We start from the raw sequence: 16,467 nt of genomic DNA, 5'->3' as shown, positions 1-16,467 counted from the left end.
TTTTATCTCCACATCCTAATCAAATTTTTAAATACCTCATAAAGTTTTTCAACCTCTTTTACCGAAGTTCTCTCATTTACTGCATGAATAGTATCGTTTATCACACCAAATTCTACCACATCAATACCAAAAGCAGCTACCAATCTTGCGTCTGAAGTTCCGCCTGCCGTTGAATATTTTGGTTTTATACCTGTTACATCTTCTATGGCTTTATCTATATTTTTAACAAGTTTTGTATTCGTGTCTGTTCTAAACGGATAAGAGCCTTGCGTTAATTTTAACTCATACTCCAAACTCTCAAGATTTTTAGCTACAAACTCCTTAACCTCTTTTTGAGTCGTAAGAGTCGTGTTTCTGACATTAAACATCATTTTAAGCTCGTTTGGAGTTACATTTGTTACCTGCATACCTGCTCGTATATCCGTTATGACAAACTTGCTTGGAGAGAAAAACTCATCTCCGTTATCCAAATCTACTCCCGCCATATTTGCTAATTTCGGAGCGATTAAATCAATAGGGTTTATGGATTTTTCGGGATACGCCGCGTGACCTTGCTTGCCCTTTACAGTAATGTAACCGTTAATCGAGCCGCGTCTGCCTACTTTGATAGCGTCTCCAAAAACTTCTTCGCATGTAGGCTCTGCAACGACAACCGCATCAGGAAGCAGATAGTTCTCTTTTAAATATTTTAAAACTTCAATCGTTCCATGCGTTCCCTCGCCCTCTTCATCTGAGGTTAAAAGCAGAGATAGCGTACCGTTAAACTCTTTTGCCTCTTTTATGGCCTGAGTAAATGCGGCAACACCGCTCTTCATATCTTGAGTTCCGCGGCCGTAGATGTAACCGTCTTTCTGGGTGGCTTCATAAGGGTTTGTATCCCAACCGCTCCCTGAGGGAACGACATCGACATGACCTGCAAAACAGAGATGCTCTCCCTCGCCGAATTTTTTATAGATAAAGAGATTTTTTACACCCTCTACATCAATGCGCACTGCCTTAAAATCATTTAAATAACTCTCTATAAAATCTAAAAGCCCGCCATCATCGGGTGTTTCGCTTTTCTGTTCTATCATAAATTTAAAAAGTTCGATTAATCCCATCTATGCCACCCTCACTTTTAAACTATAACATGTCCGACAAATTTACTCATATTGTTCATAATCTCACCGCCTTTTCTAAAGCCGAGACCGCATGCCTCATAAGCAAAGAAAACGCCTGCTTGATATTTTACTCCACTTGCATCTTTTGGAAGCTCTGTATACTCTTGGTAAACTTTTTTATGATTGCCGTACTCTCCGCCTTGTTCATTTAAAACAGCTCCGTCTGCACCGACTATCTTAATATTTGCTCCCTCTCTGCCAAAGGCGCATTTTTCTACATATTTCATCCCTTTTAACGGTTCAAAAGATGTTTTTAGAAGATACGGCGAATCAGGAAACAGATCATATAAAATTTTTAACATACCTTTTGATTGGAACAAAAGCGTATATGCAGGGTTTAAGATAATTGCGGCTTGGTTTTGCATAATAGTCGTTAGAGTTGTTGCAAGTTCAGGCTCATTTACGGCAATATCTTCCCAAGGATAGAGTTTAAACCAATACTCATATTGATTTTCGTATCTGTCATATATCCCGTTTTCATCAAACTTTACGCTTTGTAAATACTCAAAACTTGTATTAAACCCTGCATCTGTTGCCATTTGCTGAAGAAATCTCGTAGTAGCCTCTTCCTCATCGTTGCCTTGGATTGAAGAGAAGAGTATTTTCCATCCCTCATATCTCTCATCAAAAAACTCCGTATCGTCAAAAAGAGTAATTAACCTTTTGAAATTTTCTCTAATGGCATCATAAACATTATTGAACTGTCTATTCTCATCCATCCCGTTCTCTTTTAAAAGCGCCCATTGAAGCAGAGCAGTTTCAAAAAGAGATGTAGGCGTATCGGCATTAAACTCTAAAAGTTTTATGGGTTTGGAGTCTACTCCGCCTGCTAAATCAAATCTGCCGTAAATGTGCCAATGAACATCATTTTCCCAACTTTTTTTAATTGCATCTACTAAATTAAAAGGGATTCCGAGCTCAAAGAAAAGGTCATTTTCTATAACATACCCTGCAGCTTCGGCGTACATATCGTATATCTCGTTTACCGCTTCATAATATGCTTCTGCTTCATCCTGTGTAATTTGCACTAAGCTATCGCTTATATATCTGCTGTTATCACTATCCGTATGCCATGTAAATCCAAGCTGCTCAAGCTGCTCATTTTTAACAGGTCTAATATTTTGTAACTTAATCATTTTTTAACCGCCATTTGTTGAAGTGCTAGATGATGAAGGCGAAGATGAAGGTGCAGCGCTAGGTGAGCTTGCAGGTGCACTTGCAGGTGCACTTGAACCGCCAAAATAGCTCTTCTTGGTTGAAGAAGATGCAGGTGCACTGCTAGGCGCACTTGCAGGTGTACTTGGGCGACTGTATGCACTCTGGTTTACTGTTGATGAGCGAGATGCAAAGTTCTTATTGTTCATCAATGCATTACCTATCACATTCCCTAAAAGCGAGCCGGCAGCAACGGCTAAAATAGTCCCTGCAAGTCCCATTCCTGCACTGCTCTCACCGCTTTTTATTGTCTCAGAGCTACCGTTTTGAACTTTTTGATACTCCTGCTCGGCGAGTTTTTTCATCTCCTCTTCATTCATAAATCTCTCAACCATATTACCGTTGGCATCTTTTTCACGAATAAGTGCTCTGCTTGGTCCATCTGTCGGCATCTCTTCAACTACAACATATTTGCCGTCTCCCTGCTGTTGTATAATTAAAAATTTATTTTTATGCTTTTTTTGCTCTTCTTGTTTCTGTTGTGTCGATTCACATCCTGTTAAAACGCTCATCATCAGCACACCGGCACTTCCGAGTGCAATTCCGCTTGCTATCGAAGAAATATGTCTCACTTCTCTCAATCCTTATTTATCTTAGTTTTCTCTTTTTTTTTCTATTTAGCTTTATAAGAGCCGACGAATCTTTTTCAACCAAACCATTTATATCTTCTATTATTATATCAGCTTTTGACTCACAAAATTCTCTACTAAATCTTTCACTGCTTCTATTTGCAGATGTAGAGTAAAACCATGAACTATCTCGAAGTATTTGAGAGTTTAAAGTAAAAGGCGCAACCCTGAATGAAAAATTGTTGATTATAAATGTGGTTTTTTTGGATCTGCGAACTAAATTTTTTCTGCTATTTATAACTCTATTGCCGTCTTGCAAAAAACTTTTGAAATTTTTATAAACTTTAATAAACGGTTTTGTTGACGGACGGGATTTTATTTCGTATAATTTTTCTCTATTTTGAGACAAAAAACCGACAGTAGTGTCGGTTTGAGCGAGTATTATCGGCATCTCTATGCTAGAAAATCTTGTAATGCTTTTGAGGAAGACCATGAATCGTTTTTCATTTCATCAAGGGCAAGAATAAGCGCTCTCGCTGCACTTAAAGTTGTAAAATACGGAATATTTCTCTTTAAAACTTCTTGACGAATAACAAGTGCATCTTTTTTCGATGTATTGTTATCGGATGTGTTAATCGCCATATGGATAGCATCATTTTTCATACTGTCTTCGATATTAGGACGACCTTCAGAGATCTTTAAAACAACTTCACAAGGGATACCTGCCTCTTCGATAACGGCTTGCGTACCCTTTGTCGCAACAAGTTTAAAACCGTGTCTATGAAGTCCGCTTGCAATCTCAGGAGCATGTTTTTTGTCTGTATCTACAAAAGAGAGGAAACATGTTCCGCTTGTTACAATTTTATTTCCTGCTGCTATCTGAGCTTTTGCAAAACTAATTCCGAAGTTTGAGCTAATCCCCATAACTTCACCCGTAGATTTCATTTCAGGTCCTAAAACCAAATCCGCACCGTAGAGTTTATGGAATGGGAATACGGCCTCTTTAACAGAGATATGACCTTTTAGGCGAGGCTTAAGAAGTCCGTTCTCTTCTGCTACAATGTTATATTTGTCATAGTATTTAAGTGCATCTCTTAAAGTCTCTCCGACCATAACGCGGGTTGCAACTTTTGCCAGCGGCATACCTGTCGCTTTACTGACAAACGGAACGGTTCTACTAGCTCGTGGATTTACTTCGATTAAGTAAATTTCATCTTGATAGATTGCATACTGAACATTCATAAGTCCGCGAACGCCAAGACCAAGTGCAATTGTTTTTGTCTGCTGCTCAACTTTGTCAATCATCTCTTTTGATAGATTTACCGGAGGAAGCGAACATGCACTGTCTCCTGAGTGAATTCCAGCCTCTTCTATGTGCTGCATAACAGAGCCGATGTAAACATCTTTGCCGTCACAAATAGCATCAACATCAAGCTCAATTGCCTGATCTAAAAATTTATCTATCAAAACCGGAGCATTATTCGAGATTGACACCGCTAAATCTATATACTGCTTCAACTCATTTTCACTGTAAACAATTCTCATTCCGCGTCCGCCAAGAACAAACGACGGGCGAACAAGTACGGGATAGCCAAGTCTCTGCGCTATAACAAACGACTCCTCTTTTGTACGAGCAAGTCCGTTTGCAGGCTGCTTCAATCCATGTTTGTTTACAAAGTTGGAGAATTGCTCTCTATCTTCTGCCAAATCGATTACGGCAGAGGGTGTGCCTGCGATTTTTGCTCCTATTTTTGTAAGAGAATCTGCAAGTTTAAGAGGGGTTTGACCGCCAAAGTGAACGATAACTCCATCCGGATTTTCATTTTCTATAACTTCTCTTACATGCTCAAAATCAATAGGTTCAAAGTAGAGAACATCAGAAGTATCGTAGTCTGTTGAAACCGTTTCAGGATTACAGTTATACATAATGGTTTCAATACCCATCTCTTTAAGAGCAAATGCAGCGTGAACACAGCAGTAATCAAACTCGATACCTTGACCGATACGGTTTGGTCCGCCGCCGAGAATAAGAACTTTTTTCTTGTTGCTCACTCTATTTTTAACATTAGGAAGTTTTGTAATATTCGTTGTTGAGTAAAGATAAGGAGTAAGTGCCTCAAACTCTGCTGCGCATGTATCAACTTCGTTATATTCGAGATTTACGCCAAGAGATTTTTTAGCTTTGTAAACATCCTCTTCGCTTACTTCTTTATTTGAGTTTTTAGTTATCAGTTGAGAGATTCTTTTATCTGAAAAACCGTCAACTTTCACGCTTCTCATAAACTCTTCGTCGCTTAAAATTTTATCCGTTATAATGCCCTCTGTTTTTATTATCTCTTCTAGCTGATATAAAAACCATGGGTCTATGTTACATGTATCAAACATCTCTTCTACGCTCATACCGCGGCGAAAACCCTCTGCAACATATAGAACTCTGTCTGCATTTGGACGGCGAATTTCATGTTTTATAAAATCAAAGTCCGCATCCATCTCATCAAATCCGCATAAACCGGTTTCTAGTGAACATAGCGCTTTTTGGATTGATTCTTTAAATGTTCGCCCAATTGCCATAACTTCGCCGACTGATTTCATACTCGTACTAAGCGTATTTTCTGCTTCAGGAAATTTTTCAAATGTAAATCGTGGGATTTTTGTAACGACATAGTCGATTACCGGTTCAAAAGATGCCGGAGTTCCCGTAATGTCGTTTGTGATTTCATCAAGAGTAAAACCGACGGCTAAAAGAGTTGCAACTTTTGCAATAGGATATCCCGTTGCTTTTGAAGCCAAAGCCGATGAGCGAGAAACACGGGGATTCATCTCGATAACTATCATTCTTCCCGTTTTTGGATCAATTGAAAATTGAACATTGCTTCCGCCCGTGTCAACACCTACTTCTCTTAAAATATCAAAAGAAGCATTACGCATTCTTTGATACTCTTTATCCGTAAGCGTGAGTGCAGGTGCAACTGTTATAGAGTCGCCGGTATGAACGCCCATCGGGTCAAAGTTTTCTATAGAACATACGATAATACAGTTGTCCGCTTTGTCACGGATAACTTCCATCTCATACTCTTTCCAACCAAGTAGAGACTCTTCGATTAAAATTTCGCTAACGGGAGATTCATCAAGTCCGCGTTTAGCAAGCAGTTTAAACTCATCCATGTTATAAGCAACACCGCTTCCACCGCCTGCAAGCGTAAACGATGCACGGATAATTATCGGAAAACCGATTTTCTCTGCTGCGACAAGAGCATCGTCCATATTGTATGCATACATCGAAAACGGCAAGTCCATTCCGATTTTTATCATTGCCTCTTTAAATGCTGAACGATCTTCGCCTTTATGAATAGCCTCAGGAGATGCACCTAAAAATTCGACACCCTCAAGCATCCCTTTTTCATACATTTTAGTAGCAACATTAAGTGCTGTTTGCCCGCCCATAGTAGGAAGAATTGCATCAACTTTTTCATCTTTAATTATTTTAGCAATTACATCTTCTCTGATAGGTTCAATATATGTTCTATCCGCAAATTCAGGATCCGTCATGATGGTAGCCGGATTAGAGTTAATGAGAACTACGCGGTATCCGAGTTCTTTTAGCGTTTTAACTGCTTGCGTTCCTGAGTAGTCAAATTCACAAGCTTGACCAATGATAATTGGACCTGAACCAATAAGTAAGATAGTATGAATGTCGGTGCGTTTTGGCATTTTTTACCTTTTGTGTCTGTACATAAAAAAATTTGTTTATTATAGGTAAAAAGCACTTAAGATTTGATGAGATTTGGAGCTTTATTTTGTTTTTTTTATCATATAAAAGTAGTTCGGATTATTTGCTTTATAATAGGGCTCTACTACCGCACTTTGATAACCTTGCGATTTTGTAACAGATACCACGGTTCCGACTTTTAATCCTTTAAAAAAGATCTCATCCAGACCGGAAGTTATAACTTCATCTCCCTCTTTTATCATAAACCAAGCCGGAATAAAATTGACTATTAAATTTTCTGCGCTGTTTCCATGCGCAATACCCGGTGCTTTTTCATCTCCGACATAAACGGCATATGAGCTTTTAATATCACGATTTAAAAGCCCCAATGCTCTACCGTTATCTGAAATAACTATTCCTGCAACAAGCTCTTTATATGTCAACCCGTATACGCGAGAAGAGTTGTAATCATTGATTTCCAGCCAAACTCTATTTTGATCGCCGAATTTTTGATATGAGATAGTTCTGACTAACTCCACTTCCGGATTTGTTTTAAAACTTGAACTGTTTTGCGCAAGAAGATCGTTTATCTCTGATGCCAACTGCTGCATAACTAAGTGATTGTTCTCATATTTTTCAAGCTTTTCTTCAAGTTCTGCTATATGAGCTGCTTGAAAAAAGTATCTAACTACCTGTCTTTGTATAAATTCCGTTGAAGTGTGGTAATTTGATTTAATACTATTTAGTGCAGAGATAAAAGGGGATTGAATGATATCGGTATAATACAATGCACCCAATAAGAGTGCAATAAATATTGAAAAAAAACTAAATAGTCCCTTAGTCATTTTCAAAAAGTTCTTGCAGTAAATCTATCTCTTCAAGTGCACGACCTGTTCCGCGGGCAACGGCAAGAAGCGGCTCATCTGCAACATATACGGATATTTTTACCATATCTGAGAGGTACTTGTCAAGTTGACGAATAAGCGCCCCTCCGCCTGTTAATATAATACCGTGATTTACGATGTCACCGGCTAAATCCGGAGGCATCTGCTCTAGCACATCGCGAAGAGCTTCTCCAATCTCCTTAAGAGGTTCTCTCATCGCCTCTCTGGCATCTTCACTCGTAAGTTCAACCGAACTCAAAAGCCCCTCAACCTGATCTCGACCTGTTATGACAATTTTTAACTCTTCTTCTAGCGTTACTGCAGTACCGATTGCAATTTTAATCTCTTCGGCAATTCTCTCACCGATAAGAAGGTTATATTTTTTTCTTACATAGTTTACGATTGCCTGATCTATTTTATCGCCGGCTGTACGAATTGATTTTGAAAGCACAAGTCCGCCCAGCGATACAACACCAATTTCAGTCGTACCGCCGCCGATATCAACCACTAAATTTCCTTGCGGTTCGCGTATCTCTATACCGGCTCCGATTGCCGCTGCCATCGGTTCTTCAATAAGAAATACTTCTCTAGCCCCTGCACTAAGCGCCGATTCACGAACAGCTTTTCGCTCAACCTGTGTTAAGCCGTACGGAACACAAATAATAATTCTCGGACTAATTAAGGATCTTCTTCCGTGAGCTTTTTCAATGAATTTTCGAATCATCTTCTCGGTTACGTCAAAATCGGCAATAACCCCATCACGCATCGGGCGGATAGCTTTGATATTACCCGGTGTTTTACCGACCATCTCTTTTGCTTCATGTCCGACTGCTAAAACTCTCTGATGTCCGAATTTTTCCGTCTTAACGGCAACGACGGAAGGCTCATTTATAATAATGCCTTTGCCTTTTGCTATAACAATCGTATTTGCAGTTCCTAAATCTATAGCTAAATCATTTGAAAAAAGCCCAATTAATTTATTAAATATCATTATGCCACCTTATGCTATCTGTTTTGAATTTTTTTTGATATAGACAGGTGCTTCACCATCATCTATCACAGCTTTTGTTATCAACACTTCATATCCATCATATTCCGGAAGTTCATACATAATATCTATCATATTCTCTTCTAAAATTGCACGAAGTCCGCGAGCACCTGTTTTTCTTTTGATAGATTTTACAGCTATCGCTTTTAATGCGTCTTCTTCAAAGTTAAGTTCGACATTATCAATTGAAAATAGTTTTTTATACTGTTTGATAATAGAGTTTTTAGGTTCAGTTAAAATGCGAACCATATCATCTTCGGTAATTTCATTAAGCGACGCAATAATCGGCAAACGACCGACAAGTTCGGGAATAAGACCGTAGCTTACCAAATCATCAGGTTCAACCATGTCATAACTCATTTTACGCTCTTTTTTACTTTTTTTGTCATGACCGAAGCCCAAAACATTTTCACCCTGTTTTTTCTTGAGTATCTCATCAAGTCCGTCAAATGCACCGCCGCAAATAAATAGAATTCCCGTAGTATCAACTGCTATAAACTCTTGATTTGGGTGTTTTCGTCCGCCTTTTGGCGGAATATTTACCACGGCACCCTCTATGATTTTTAAAAGAGCTTGCTGTACGCCTTCCCCTGAAACATCCCGGGTAATAGATCTATTTTCGCTCATACGAGAAATTTTATCTATCTCATCTATAAAAACTATTCCTCTTTGAGCCTTTTGCACATCGCCGTCTGCTGCTTGAAGAAGTTTTGTTAAAATATTTTCAACATCTTCTCCTACATATCCGGCTTCCGTAAGGCTTGTAGCATCGGCAATTGCGATAGGAACATTTAAGACTCTAGCGATTGTTTGAGCCATAAGAGTTTTTCCGCTTCCCGTAGGTCCTATAAGAAGCACATTTGATTTTGCAATTTCGGTATCATCATCTTTTGCATTATGAGTTTTAAAAATTCTCTTGTAATGGTTATAAACTGCTACGCTTAGTAGTTTTCTAGCGCGCTCTTGACCTATAATATAATCGGAAAGAAAACTATCAAGCTCTTTTGGAGTCATCAGTTTTCCGACGGCATCAACCAACTCATCACTCTTTGACGAAACAGAAGCACTGTCGTCTCCAAACATAATTTTATAAGCCGATATTACACAATTTTTGCAAATGTATACACCCCTTCCTGCGATTAAGGGATTTGTATCATTCTCTTTAGTACCACAAAAGCTACATGTTCTGTATATCATTAATGTTTCCTCTCATACGGGATTCCTCTTTTTGTTTTAAGAACAAAGTTGCAAAGTGATTGAACATGATGATTTGTTGTTTTTTCAAGCAACTCGTTTGCAACATCTTTTAGCGGCTTTCCTGCTTCAAAAAGATCTCTATAGGCTGATTTTAACTCATCTATATCATCTCTGTCTAAATGTCTTCTAAGACCTGTTAAGTTTAAACCTCTAAGAGTTGCGCGATTTCCCTCAGCCATACAAAACGGCGGAACATCTTGTGCAAGTGCAGACGCACCTGCCACCATCGCATAATCGCCGATATGCACAAACTGATGAATCGGCGTCATACCGCCTATCACGGCATAATCTCCCATTTCTACATGCCCTGCAAGCGTAGCGGCATTTGCCAAAATACAGTGATTTCCGATAATAACATCATGTCCGATATGAACATAACCCATAAAAAGGTTGTGCGAACCGATAATGGTTTTTCCGCCGCCGCCTTTTGTACCCGGATTAAAGAGCGTAAACTCCCTAATCCTGTTATTGTCGCCTATTATCAACTCTACATCTTCACCCGCAAACTTCAAATCTTGCGGAGCCGAACCTATTACGGCATGTGAAAATATATGATTATTTTTACCGATAGTCGTCTTTCCGTAGATACAGCTGCCCTGCTCTATTTTTGTTCCATCGCCGATTGTACTCTGAGAAGAGATAATACAATACGACCCGATTTCAACATTTTTACCTATAACCGCACCATCTTCGATGATAGCCAGTGGAGAAATTTTACTCATTATTTATCTACAATCATAGCTTTTAATTCGGCTTCTGAAACCAAAACATCATCAACAAATGCTTTACCCTCAAGCACCCAAATTTGACCTCTGTTTTTTATTACGCTAATGCGATACTCCAGTCTGTCTCCCGGTCTTACGGGAGCACGAAATTTTGCGCCGTCGATACTCATAAAATAGACAACTTTGCCGGCAGCCTCTTCTTCTGTCATATCGCCCATACTTTTAAATGCCAATATACCGCCGGCTTGAGCCATACCTTCTAATATCATAACGCCTGGATAGATTGGATGACCCGGAAAATGACCTTGGAAAACATTATCGCCGATTGTTACATTTTTAAACCCGATTAGAGATTCATTTTCTTTAATCTCGGTAACTCTGTCTAAAAGTAAAAAAGGGTAACGGTGAGGAATAATTTTTTGAATTTCCATAACATCCATAATCATAATACAAAAGCCTTTATAAAAATTTTGACTATTTTACCAAAAAAAAGATTATATAACGATTAGTTTTTCTCTCGTGTCTTCATAAGTTTTTGCATCAAGTTCTATCGTTAGCTTTGTTTGCGGTATTTCATCGACAATAATAATCGGAGTCAAATCATAATTCGCGGATGTTATAACATCTCTAAATTTTAACTCTTCTTCAATAGTCGGCGGGTTAAATATCAGTTCTGTAACTCTTTTATATCTAAAATTGCATGCTGAGTTAAAAAATCCTAAAGTTACGAATTTTATCTCTTCACGGTTAAAATAGCCGATATTATTATGTAAAAATTCTACCGTTCCTTGTGCCTTTTTTCTAGGAAGCGTTGAGTAAAAAAGTGCATAAGCAGGGATAACCTCATTTTTTTGTGAGATAAGTTTGAAGTTAAATTGACGATAGTTTAAAAACTTCTCTTTTATGATTTTATAGTCGATATTTTTATCTTCTAACTCATTGCGATATTTGTACATATCAAGTCGCTCTTCTATGGAAGCGGGCTGAATTTGGTTGGAGATAGGGCTAAACATCTCATCCATTAGGCGATCTTGCTGTTCTCTTTGCATGGTTAGTCCATAGATACAACCGCAATAGTCTTGGCGGTAGAGCTGTTGCTCTTTTGTGACACGACTCTGATCCTGTGTTCCGCCATCTTTTCTGTAATCATACGCAATAAATTCAACACCGTACTTTTTAAAAAAAATATCACCGCTTTTTTTGAGCTGTTCTTGTGATTTTAACGGACTTACAAGCAGTGTAGTGGTTATACTTTTTTCTCCAAGTTCAAGAGCTTTTTTCGCACTTACTTCAAATCGTTTATCGAAGCAAACTTCACATCGCCCACCCTTCTCAGGCTCATTTTCCAAACCTCTTACCGCTTCCATCCACGCCTCAAAATCATACTCTCCCTCAAGAAGTTCCAACCCAAGTTTTTTGCATGACCGCTTAACATCAAGCAGGCGAAGTTGATACTCTGAATATGGGTGAATGTTTGGGTCGTAGAAGAAGCCGATAAGCTTCTCCTGCGGATAGTCGTGTTGAAGTTTTTCTAAGAAAAAGTGTGAATCTACGCTGCAGCAGATATGTACCAGCATCTGTGACTCAATTCTCGAAAAACTTGTTTTTCGTAGCTTTAGGGGGTTGCAAGGGACATTTGTCCCTGCCACTAAAATGGGCTTTGCTCACTTTAGTGTCTATTTTCAGTGGTTTCAAAAATCTCGATAGAGTTAATTGCATCTTGACCTTTGATGCTGTCTAAAACGGCAAAACTCTGAACATCATCTTTTTCAATAGCACCAAAAACAGTGTGAACACCGTCTAAGTGAGGAGTTGCGACAAAAGTGATGAAAAATTGACTTCCGCCGGTATCTCTTCCTGCATGAGCCATTGAAAGCGCTCCTCTTCTATGCTTAGTAGTATTTTTCTTAGTCTCACAAGGAATTGCCCAGTCTGGTCCGCCTGTTCCTGTTCCGTGCGGGCAACCGCCTTGAGCCATAAAACCCGGGATTACGCGGTGAAAATTTAGGTTATTGTAAAAACCTGTATTTGCTAAATATGCAAAGTTTGCAACAGTGTTTGGAGCTTCTTCAGGAAACAGTTTTATCCAGATATCGCCTTTGCTTGTAGAGATTTTTGCCCATTGAAGTTTATTTAACTCCTCAGCACTTAAATCATATGTTTTTAATTTTCTTCCAAACATTTTTCTTACCTTTATTAATTTTTTTGGAATTATAATCTAAGTTTAATAATATATAATCTTACACATGAAAATAAAATCACTATTTCAAAACATAACAATAAAACAGGCTAATGTTTTTACAATTTTGGTTCTCTTTTTATTTACTATGATTTTTGTCGGATTATTGGTAGAAGATATTTATAAAGATTACGAAAATACTATCGTACAAAGCTCTTCTATGAATTTTGAAAATATCAACAGCAATGAGCTTTTACAAGAAAAACAACAAAAATTAAAATCTGTATTGATAAAAAGTGTTTTAGCGATTGTTACACTCTCGTTTATTATCTTTGCAATATTTTTGGGATTAAACAACCTCTTCAACAAACTTCTTCAAAGAGATACTCAGACATTTTTGGATTTCTTTAAAAAAGCCGTTGACAAAGAAGAAGCCATAAACTCAAACGCCATATTTTTTCAGGATTTCAAGATAATGGTCGGTTATGCAAATGAGATGGTTCGTAAGATAAATGAGCAAAAAAATATACTTCAAGAACTAAATCTATCCCTTGAAGAGAGAGTCAAAAAAAAGACGGCGGATTTACTGCAGATAAATGAAACTTTGCAAGAAGAGAAGACATTTTCACAAGACCTGCTTAAAGCCCAAAAAGAGTTTTTGAGATATACGGTTCATGAAACAAATACGCCTCTTAGCGTTATTTTAACAAGTATAGAACTTTATGTGATGAAGCATCCAAAAGATAGGCAGCTCTCAAAGATAGAAGCTGCGGTAAAAAATATCTTTAGTATTTATGATGATTTGAGTTACTTGGTAAAAAAAGATCAGGTAGAGTATAAAAAATCAGTTATAAATTTTAAAAATTTTCTAAACAGCAGAATAGATTTTTTCAGTGAAGTTGCAGAGCTCTCACGCATATACTTTGATTATAAAGAACCAAACGAGGAGTTTCATATATACTTTAATGAAACAAAACTTCAACGAATTGTAGATAATACTCTAACAAATGCCATAAAATACACGCTGCCAAATGAAGTAGTACATGTAAAACTTATAAAAGTCGGTACTTATGTGGAGTTTTTAGTAAGCAGTAAATCTAAAATTATACAAGATACGCAAAAGGTTTTTGAGGCATATTATAGAGAAGAGAAGAGCAGAGACGGCTTTGGACTTGGACTTAGACTCGTAAAGAGTATTTGCGAGGAAGAGAGTGTGGAAGTTGATGTTGCCTCAAACGACTCTCTGACAACATTTAGCTATAAGTTTAAAGTAATGGGGGAGTAATGAAAATTTTGCTTTTAGAAGATGAGATAATGTTAAATGAATCCATCTGCGAGTATCTTGAATCTGACGGGCATCAAGTTGAGAGCTTTTTAGACGGTCTTGAAGCATTTTATGCCATAAAAGAGAATTCTTATGATTTGCTGATTTTAGATATAACCGTTCCAAACTTAGACGGATTATCGTTTTTAGAGAAGATTCATGCACTAAAGATACATATCCCTGCTATCTATATAAGTGCTTTAGTGGATATTGAAGATATCTCAAGGGCTTACAATCTGGGATGCAACGACTACCTGAAAAAACCTTTTCATTTAAAAGAGTTATCTCTTAGAGTAGATAGAGTAAATGTTTTTAACAACACTCCAAGAATCCATCTAAGACTCTCCAAAAATTATAGTTACGACCAAGAGCACAGCACACTTCTTTTCAGCCAAGAGCCACAAATACTTACAAAAAGACAGTCTCAAATCATAGATTTGCTCTCCCGTAACCGCGGCAGGGTTGTTGATTTTGAGCAGTTTCAAACCTATGTTTGGAGTGAACAGATAGTCGACAACGCAACTATCAGAGCGGAGATAAACAGACTAAAAAAATTCCTAAAAGAGGATGTAATCATAAATGTACGAGGCATGGGATATATGATAGATAAACCATAGTCTCTCCTCTTTCAATTTGATTTTACTAAAATCAGCTTCTATCGAGTACAATTATGGATACAGATTTATGAGGAAATATCACCTATGAAAAAACAGCATCAACCATCACTGCTTCAAGTCCTAGGACTTGGTACCGCAATACTTCTCGTTGCGGGAAACATGATTGGTTCAGGGGTCTTTAAAAAAATTACTCCTATGTCCGCAGAACTCTTGGACGAATCGCTCATTCTTTGGGCGTGGGTGATTGCAGGACTTATTACGATGCTAGGAGCATTCAGCTTTGCGTCACTAGCCACAACAACCAAAGAGGCGGGAGGGCAGTTTCAGTATTTTAAAAATGTCTTCGGGGGGTTTTTCGGATTTATCTATGGGTGGAGTTTCTTTACCGTAATCAGTACCGCATCTATCGCCTCTATTGCCTATGTATTTGCCGAATCGCTCGTCAACCTCTTTCACATCCCCTCAATTTTAGAAACCTACAGCTCGTACAGCATCGGGGGAGTCATATTTCCATTTCAAAATGCTTCTGTCAAACTCGTTGCCTTAAGTACATTGCTCTTTTTGACCCTTTTTAATATTCGAGGCGTTCAAGGGGGTGGATGGCTCAGTAACATCGTCACCGGTGCCAAGATTTTGGGTATCTTGCTCCTTATAGCGCTGGGGCTTACCTACTCCGGAGGCACTAGTGTTGCTTCGACTCCGGTGCATATCCTCAGTTCTGAACAAACGGGCAATATTTTACGGGTAAGCGCTTTTTTTACCGCTATGCTGGGGGCGTTTTGGGCATATGACGGATGGGTCAACATCACTAATATGGCAAGTGAGTTTAAAGATCCGACCAAAAATATCCCAAGAGCAATCATTATCGGAACGCTACTCACCATGTTCCTCTATATACTGGTCAATTATGCCTATCTACAAGTACTCACTCCGGCCGATTTTGCTAAGCTGCGTTCTCAAGATGGGAGCATCGCGGCGGTTGAAGTAGCAAGGATCACAATGGGACCTATTGGGATCACCGTCATATCTACACTCATTATGATTTCGACATTCGGTGCGACACAGGCGAGTACAATGTCTGCGGCACGGGTCTATTATCAGATGTCCAAAGAGGGGTATTTTTTCAAACCATTTTCCAAAGTTCATACGCATTATCGTACCCCCTATATTTCATTGGTCGGGCAGATGATATGGGCTTCATTACTTATCATCAGCGGTACATTTGATCAACTCACCGACATGCTGATATTTGCCGCTTTTATCTTTTATGCGCTGGGAGCAATCGCCGTTATCCGTCTAAAACAAGCAGGAAAACTCACTCTCACCTTTGGGTATCCATTTGTTCCGCTGTTATTTTTAGCTTGCTGTGCGGTAATTGTTATCAATGCAGTCTATACCCGCCCTCTCGAATCGCTGACGGGACTGGGGCTGATTATGCTCGGAATACCCTTTTATTTCTATTTTCGCTCTCGCGGAGAATTCCTGAACCATTAATTTTGCCTCAAAAGAGACAACGGCAAATCTGAACAATTGTTACATTTTTACCCATCTTGCAAATCTACAAGTTCAAAAAGTAACTTTTCTTACCAATGCTATGTTCATGCTATTTTTCTGCTTTAGGATTAGAGTGTTTAAAATTCACAGGGGAAAATAAGATGAATAAAAAATTGATATTGAGTACAGTGACGATTGGTCTTCTTGGTTCATTAAATGTTAATGCGGCGGAAGATTTAAACGGTATGTTTGCACAAGGCAAAGCAAGCGGACAGATAAGAGAGTT

Annotated in this window: 15 protein-coding genes; 3 read left to right on the top strand and 12 right to left on the bottom strand. The window is 38.5% G+C overall.

The genetic code is table 11. The features are described from left to right. Window positions 1–2: 2 nt before the first annotated feature. From dapE to PHQ93_RS10120, 12 genes are all read right to left on the bottom strand, one after another. The gene (gene dapE / locus PHQ93_RS10175; protein ID WP_299943992.1) at window positions 3–1,100 is read right to left on the bottom strand and encodes a succinyl-diaminopimelate desuccinylase; all 1,098 of its coding nucleotides are present in this window, start codon (window positions 1,098–1,100) and stop codon (window positions 3–5) included. A 17-nt stretch (window positions 1,101–1,117) separates the two neighbouring features. Next, window positions 1,118–2,296, bottom strand: coding sequence for a glutathionylspermidine synthase family protein (locus PHQ93_RS10170; RefSeq protein WP_299943989.1), 1,179 nt, complete (start codon window positions 2,294–2,296; stop codon window positions 1,118–1,120). Window positions 2,297–2,299: 3 nt separating this feature from the next. Continuing rightward, complete coding sequence (locus PHQ93_RS10165; protein ID WP_299943987.1) at window positions 2,300–2,947, bottom strand: hypothetical protein; 648 nt, start codon at window positions 2,945–2,947, stop codon at window positions 2,300–2,302. 16 nt (window positions 2,948–2,963) lie between these two features. After that, window positions 2,964–3,395, bottom strand: a complete 432-nt coding sequence (locus tag PHQ93_RS10160; protein ID WP_299943984.1) for a hypothetical protein — start codon at window positions 3,393–3,395, stop codon at window positions 2,964–2,966. A gap of 2 nt (window positions 3,396–3,397) precedes the next feature. Continuing rightward, window positions 3,398–6,655 (bottom strand): carbamoyl-phosphate synthase large subunit, encoded by a 3,258-nt coding sequence (carB, locus tag PHQ93_RS10155; protein ID WP_299943982.1) that lies wholly within the window; start codon window positions 6,653–6,655, stop codon window positions 3,398–3,400. Window positions 6,656–6,736: 81 nt separating this feature from the next. Continuing rightward, window positions 6,737–7,498, bottom strand: coding sequence for a rod shape-determining protein MreC (mreC, locus tag PHQ93_RS10150; RefSeq protein ID WP_299944041.1), 762 nt, complete (start codon window positions 7,496–7,498; stop codon window positions 6,737–6,739). Next, window positions 7,491–8,528: a rod shape-determining protein gene (locus PHQ93_RS10145; protein WP_299943979.1), complete on the bottom strand. Its 1,038-nt coding sequence runs from the start codon at window positions 8,526–8,528 to the stop codon at window positions 7,491–7,493. The genes mreC and PHQ93_RS10145 overlap by 8 nt, the downstream gene beginning before the upstream one ends. A 9-nt stretch (window positions 8,529–8,537) precedes the next feature. Next, window positions 8,538–9,782 carry an ATP-dependent Clp protease ATP-binding subunit ClpX gene (gene clpX / locus PHQ93_RS10140; RefSeq protein ID WP_299943976.1) on the bottom strand — a complete coding sequence of 415 codons (1,245 nt, stop codon included), beginning with the start codon at window positions 9,780–9,782 and terminating at the stop codon, window positions 8,538–8,540. Next, the gene (lpxA, locus tag PHQ93_RS10135) at window positions 9,782–10,564 is read right to left on the bottom strand and encodes an acyl-ACP--UDP-N-acetylglucosamine O-acyltransferase (protein ID WP_299943973.1); all 783 of its coding nucleotides are present in this window, start codon (window positions 10,562–10,564) and stop codon (window positions 9,782–9,784) included. The genes clpX and lpxA overlap by 1 nt, the downstream gene beginning before the upstream one ends. After that, on the bottom strand, window positions 10,564–11,010 hold the full coding sequence (gene fabZ, locus PHQ93_RS10130) for a 3-hydroxyacyl-ACP dehydratase FabZ (protein ID WP_299944038.1): 447 nt from the start codon (window positions 11,008–11,010) through the stop codon (window positions 10,564–10,566). Before fabZ ends, lpxA begins: the two co-directional genes overlap by 1 nt. Window positions 11,011–11,061: 51 nt before the next feature. Then, window positions 11,062–12,144, bottom strand: coding sequence for an epoxyqueuosine reductase QueH (locus tag PHQ93_RS10125; RefSeq protein ID WP_299943970.1), 1,083 nt, complete (start codon window positions 12,142–12,144; stop codon window positions 11,062–11,064). 92 nt (window positions 12,145–12,236) lie between these two features. Then, window positions 12,237–12,749 (bottom strand): peptidylprolyl isomerase, encoded by a 513-nt coding sequence (locus tag PHQ93_RS10120; RefSeq protein WP_299943967.1) that lies wholly within the window; start codon window positions 12,747–12,749, stop codon window positions 12,237–12,239. Between the two features lie 64 nt (window positions 12,750–12,813). Between PHQ93_RS10120 and PHQ93_RS10115 the strand changes: the two genes are divergently transcribed. The 3 genes from PHQ93_RS10115 (at window position 12,814) to PHQ93_RS10105 (ending at window position 16,181) form a co-directional block, all read left to right on the top strand. Beyond that, entirely contained in the window at window positions 12,814–14,031 is a 1,218-nt protein-coding gene (locus tag PHQ93_RS10115; protein WP_299943964.1) for a HAMP domain-containing sensor histidine kinase, read from the top strand. Next, window positions 14,031–14,687, top strand: coding sequence for a response regulator transcription factor (locus PHQ93_RS10110; RefSeq protein ID WP_299943961.1), 657 nt, complete (start codon window positions 14,031–14,033; stop codon window positions 14,685–14,687). The genes PHQ93_RS10115 and PHQ93_RS10110 overlap by 1 nt, the downstream gene beginning before the upstream one ends. An 84-nt stretch (window positions 14,688–14,771) precedes the next feature. After that, complete coding sequence (locus PHQ93_RS10105; RefSeq protein ID WP_299943958.1) at window positions 14,772–16,181, top strand: APC family permease; 1,410 nt, start codon at window positions 14,772–14,774, stop codon at window positions 16,179–16,181. The last annotated feature ends 286 nt before the right edge of the window (window positions 16,182–16,467 follow it).

The sequence above is a fragment of the Sulfurimonas sp. genome (assembly GCF_028714975.1).
Lineage (GTDB): Bacteria > Campylobacterota > Campylobacteria > Campylobacterales > Sulfurimonadaceae > Sulfurimonas.
Note: the sequence above shows the minus strand (reverse complement) of the source record. Positions and strands in the feature narration are given on the sequence as shown.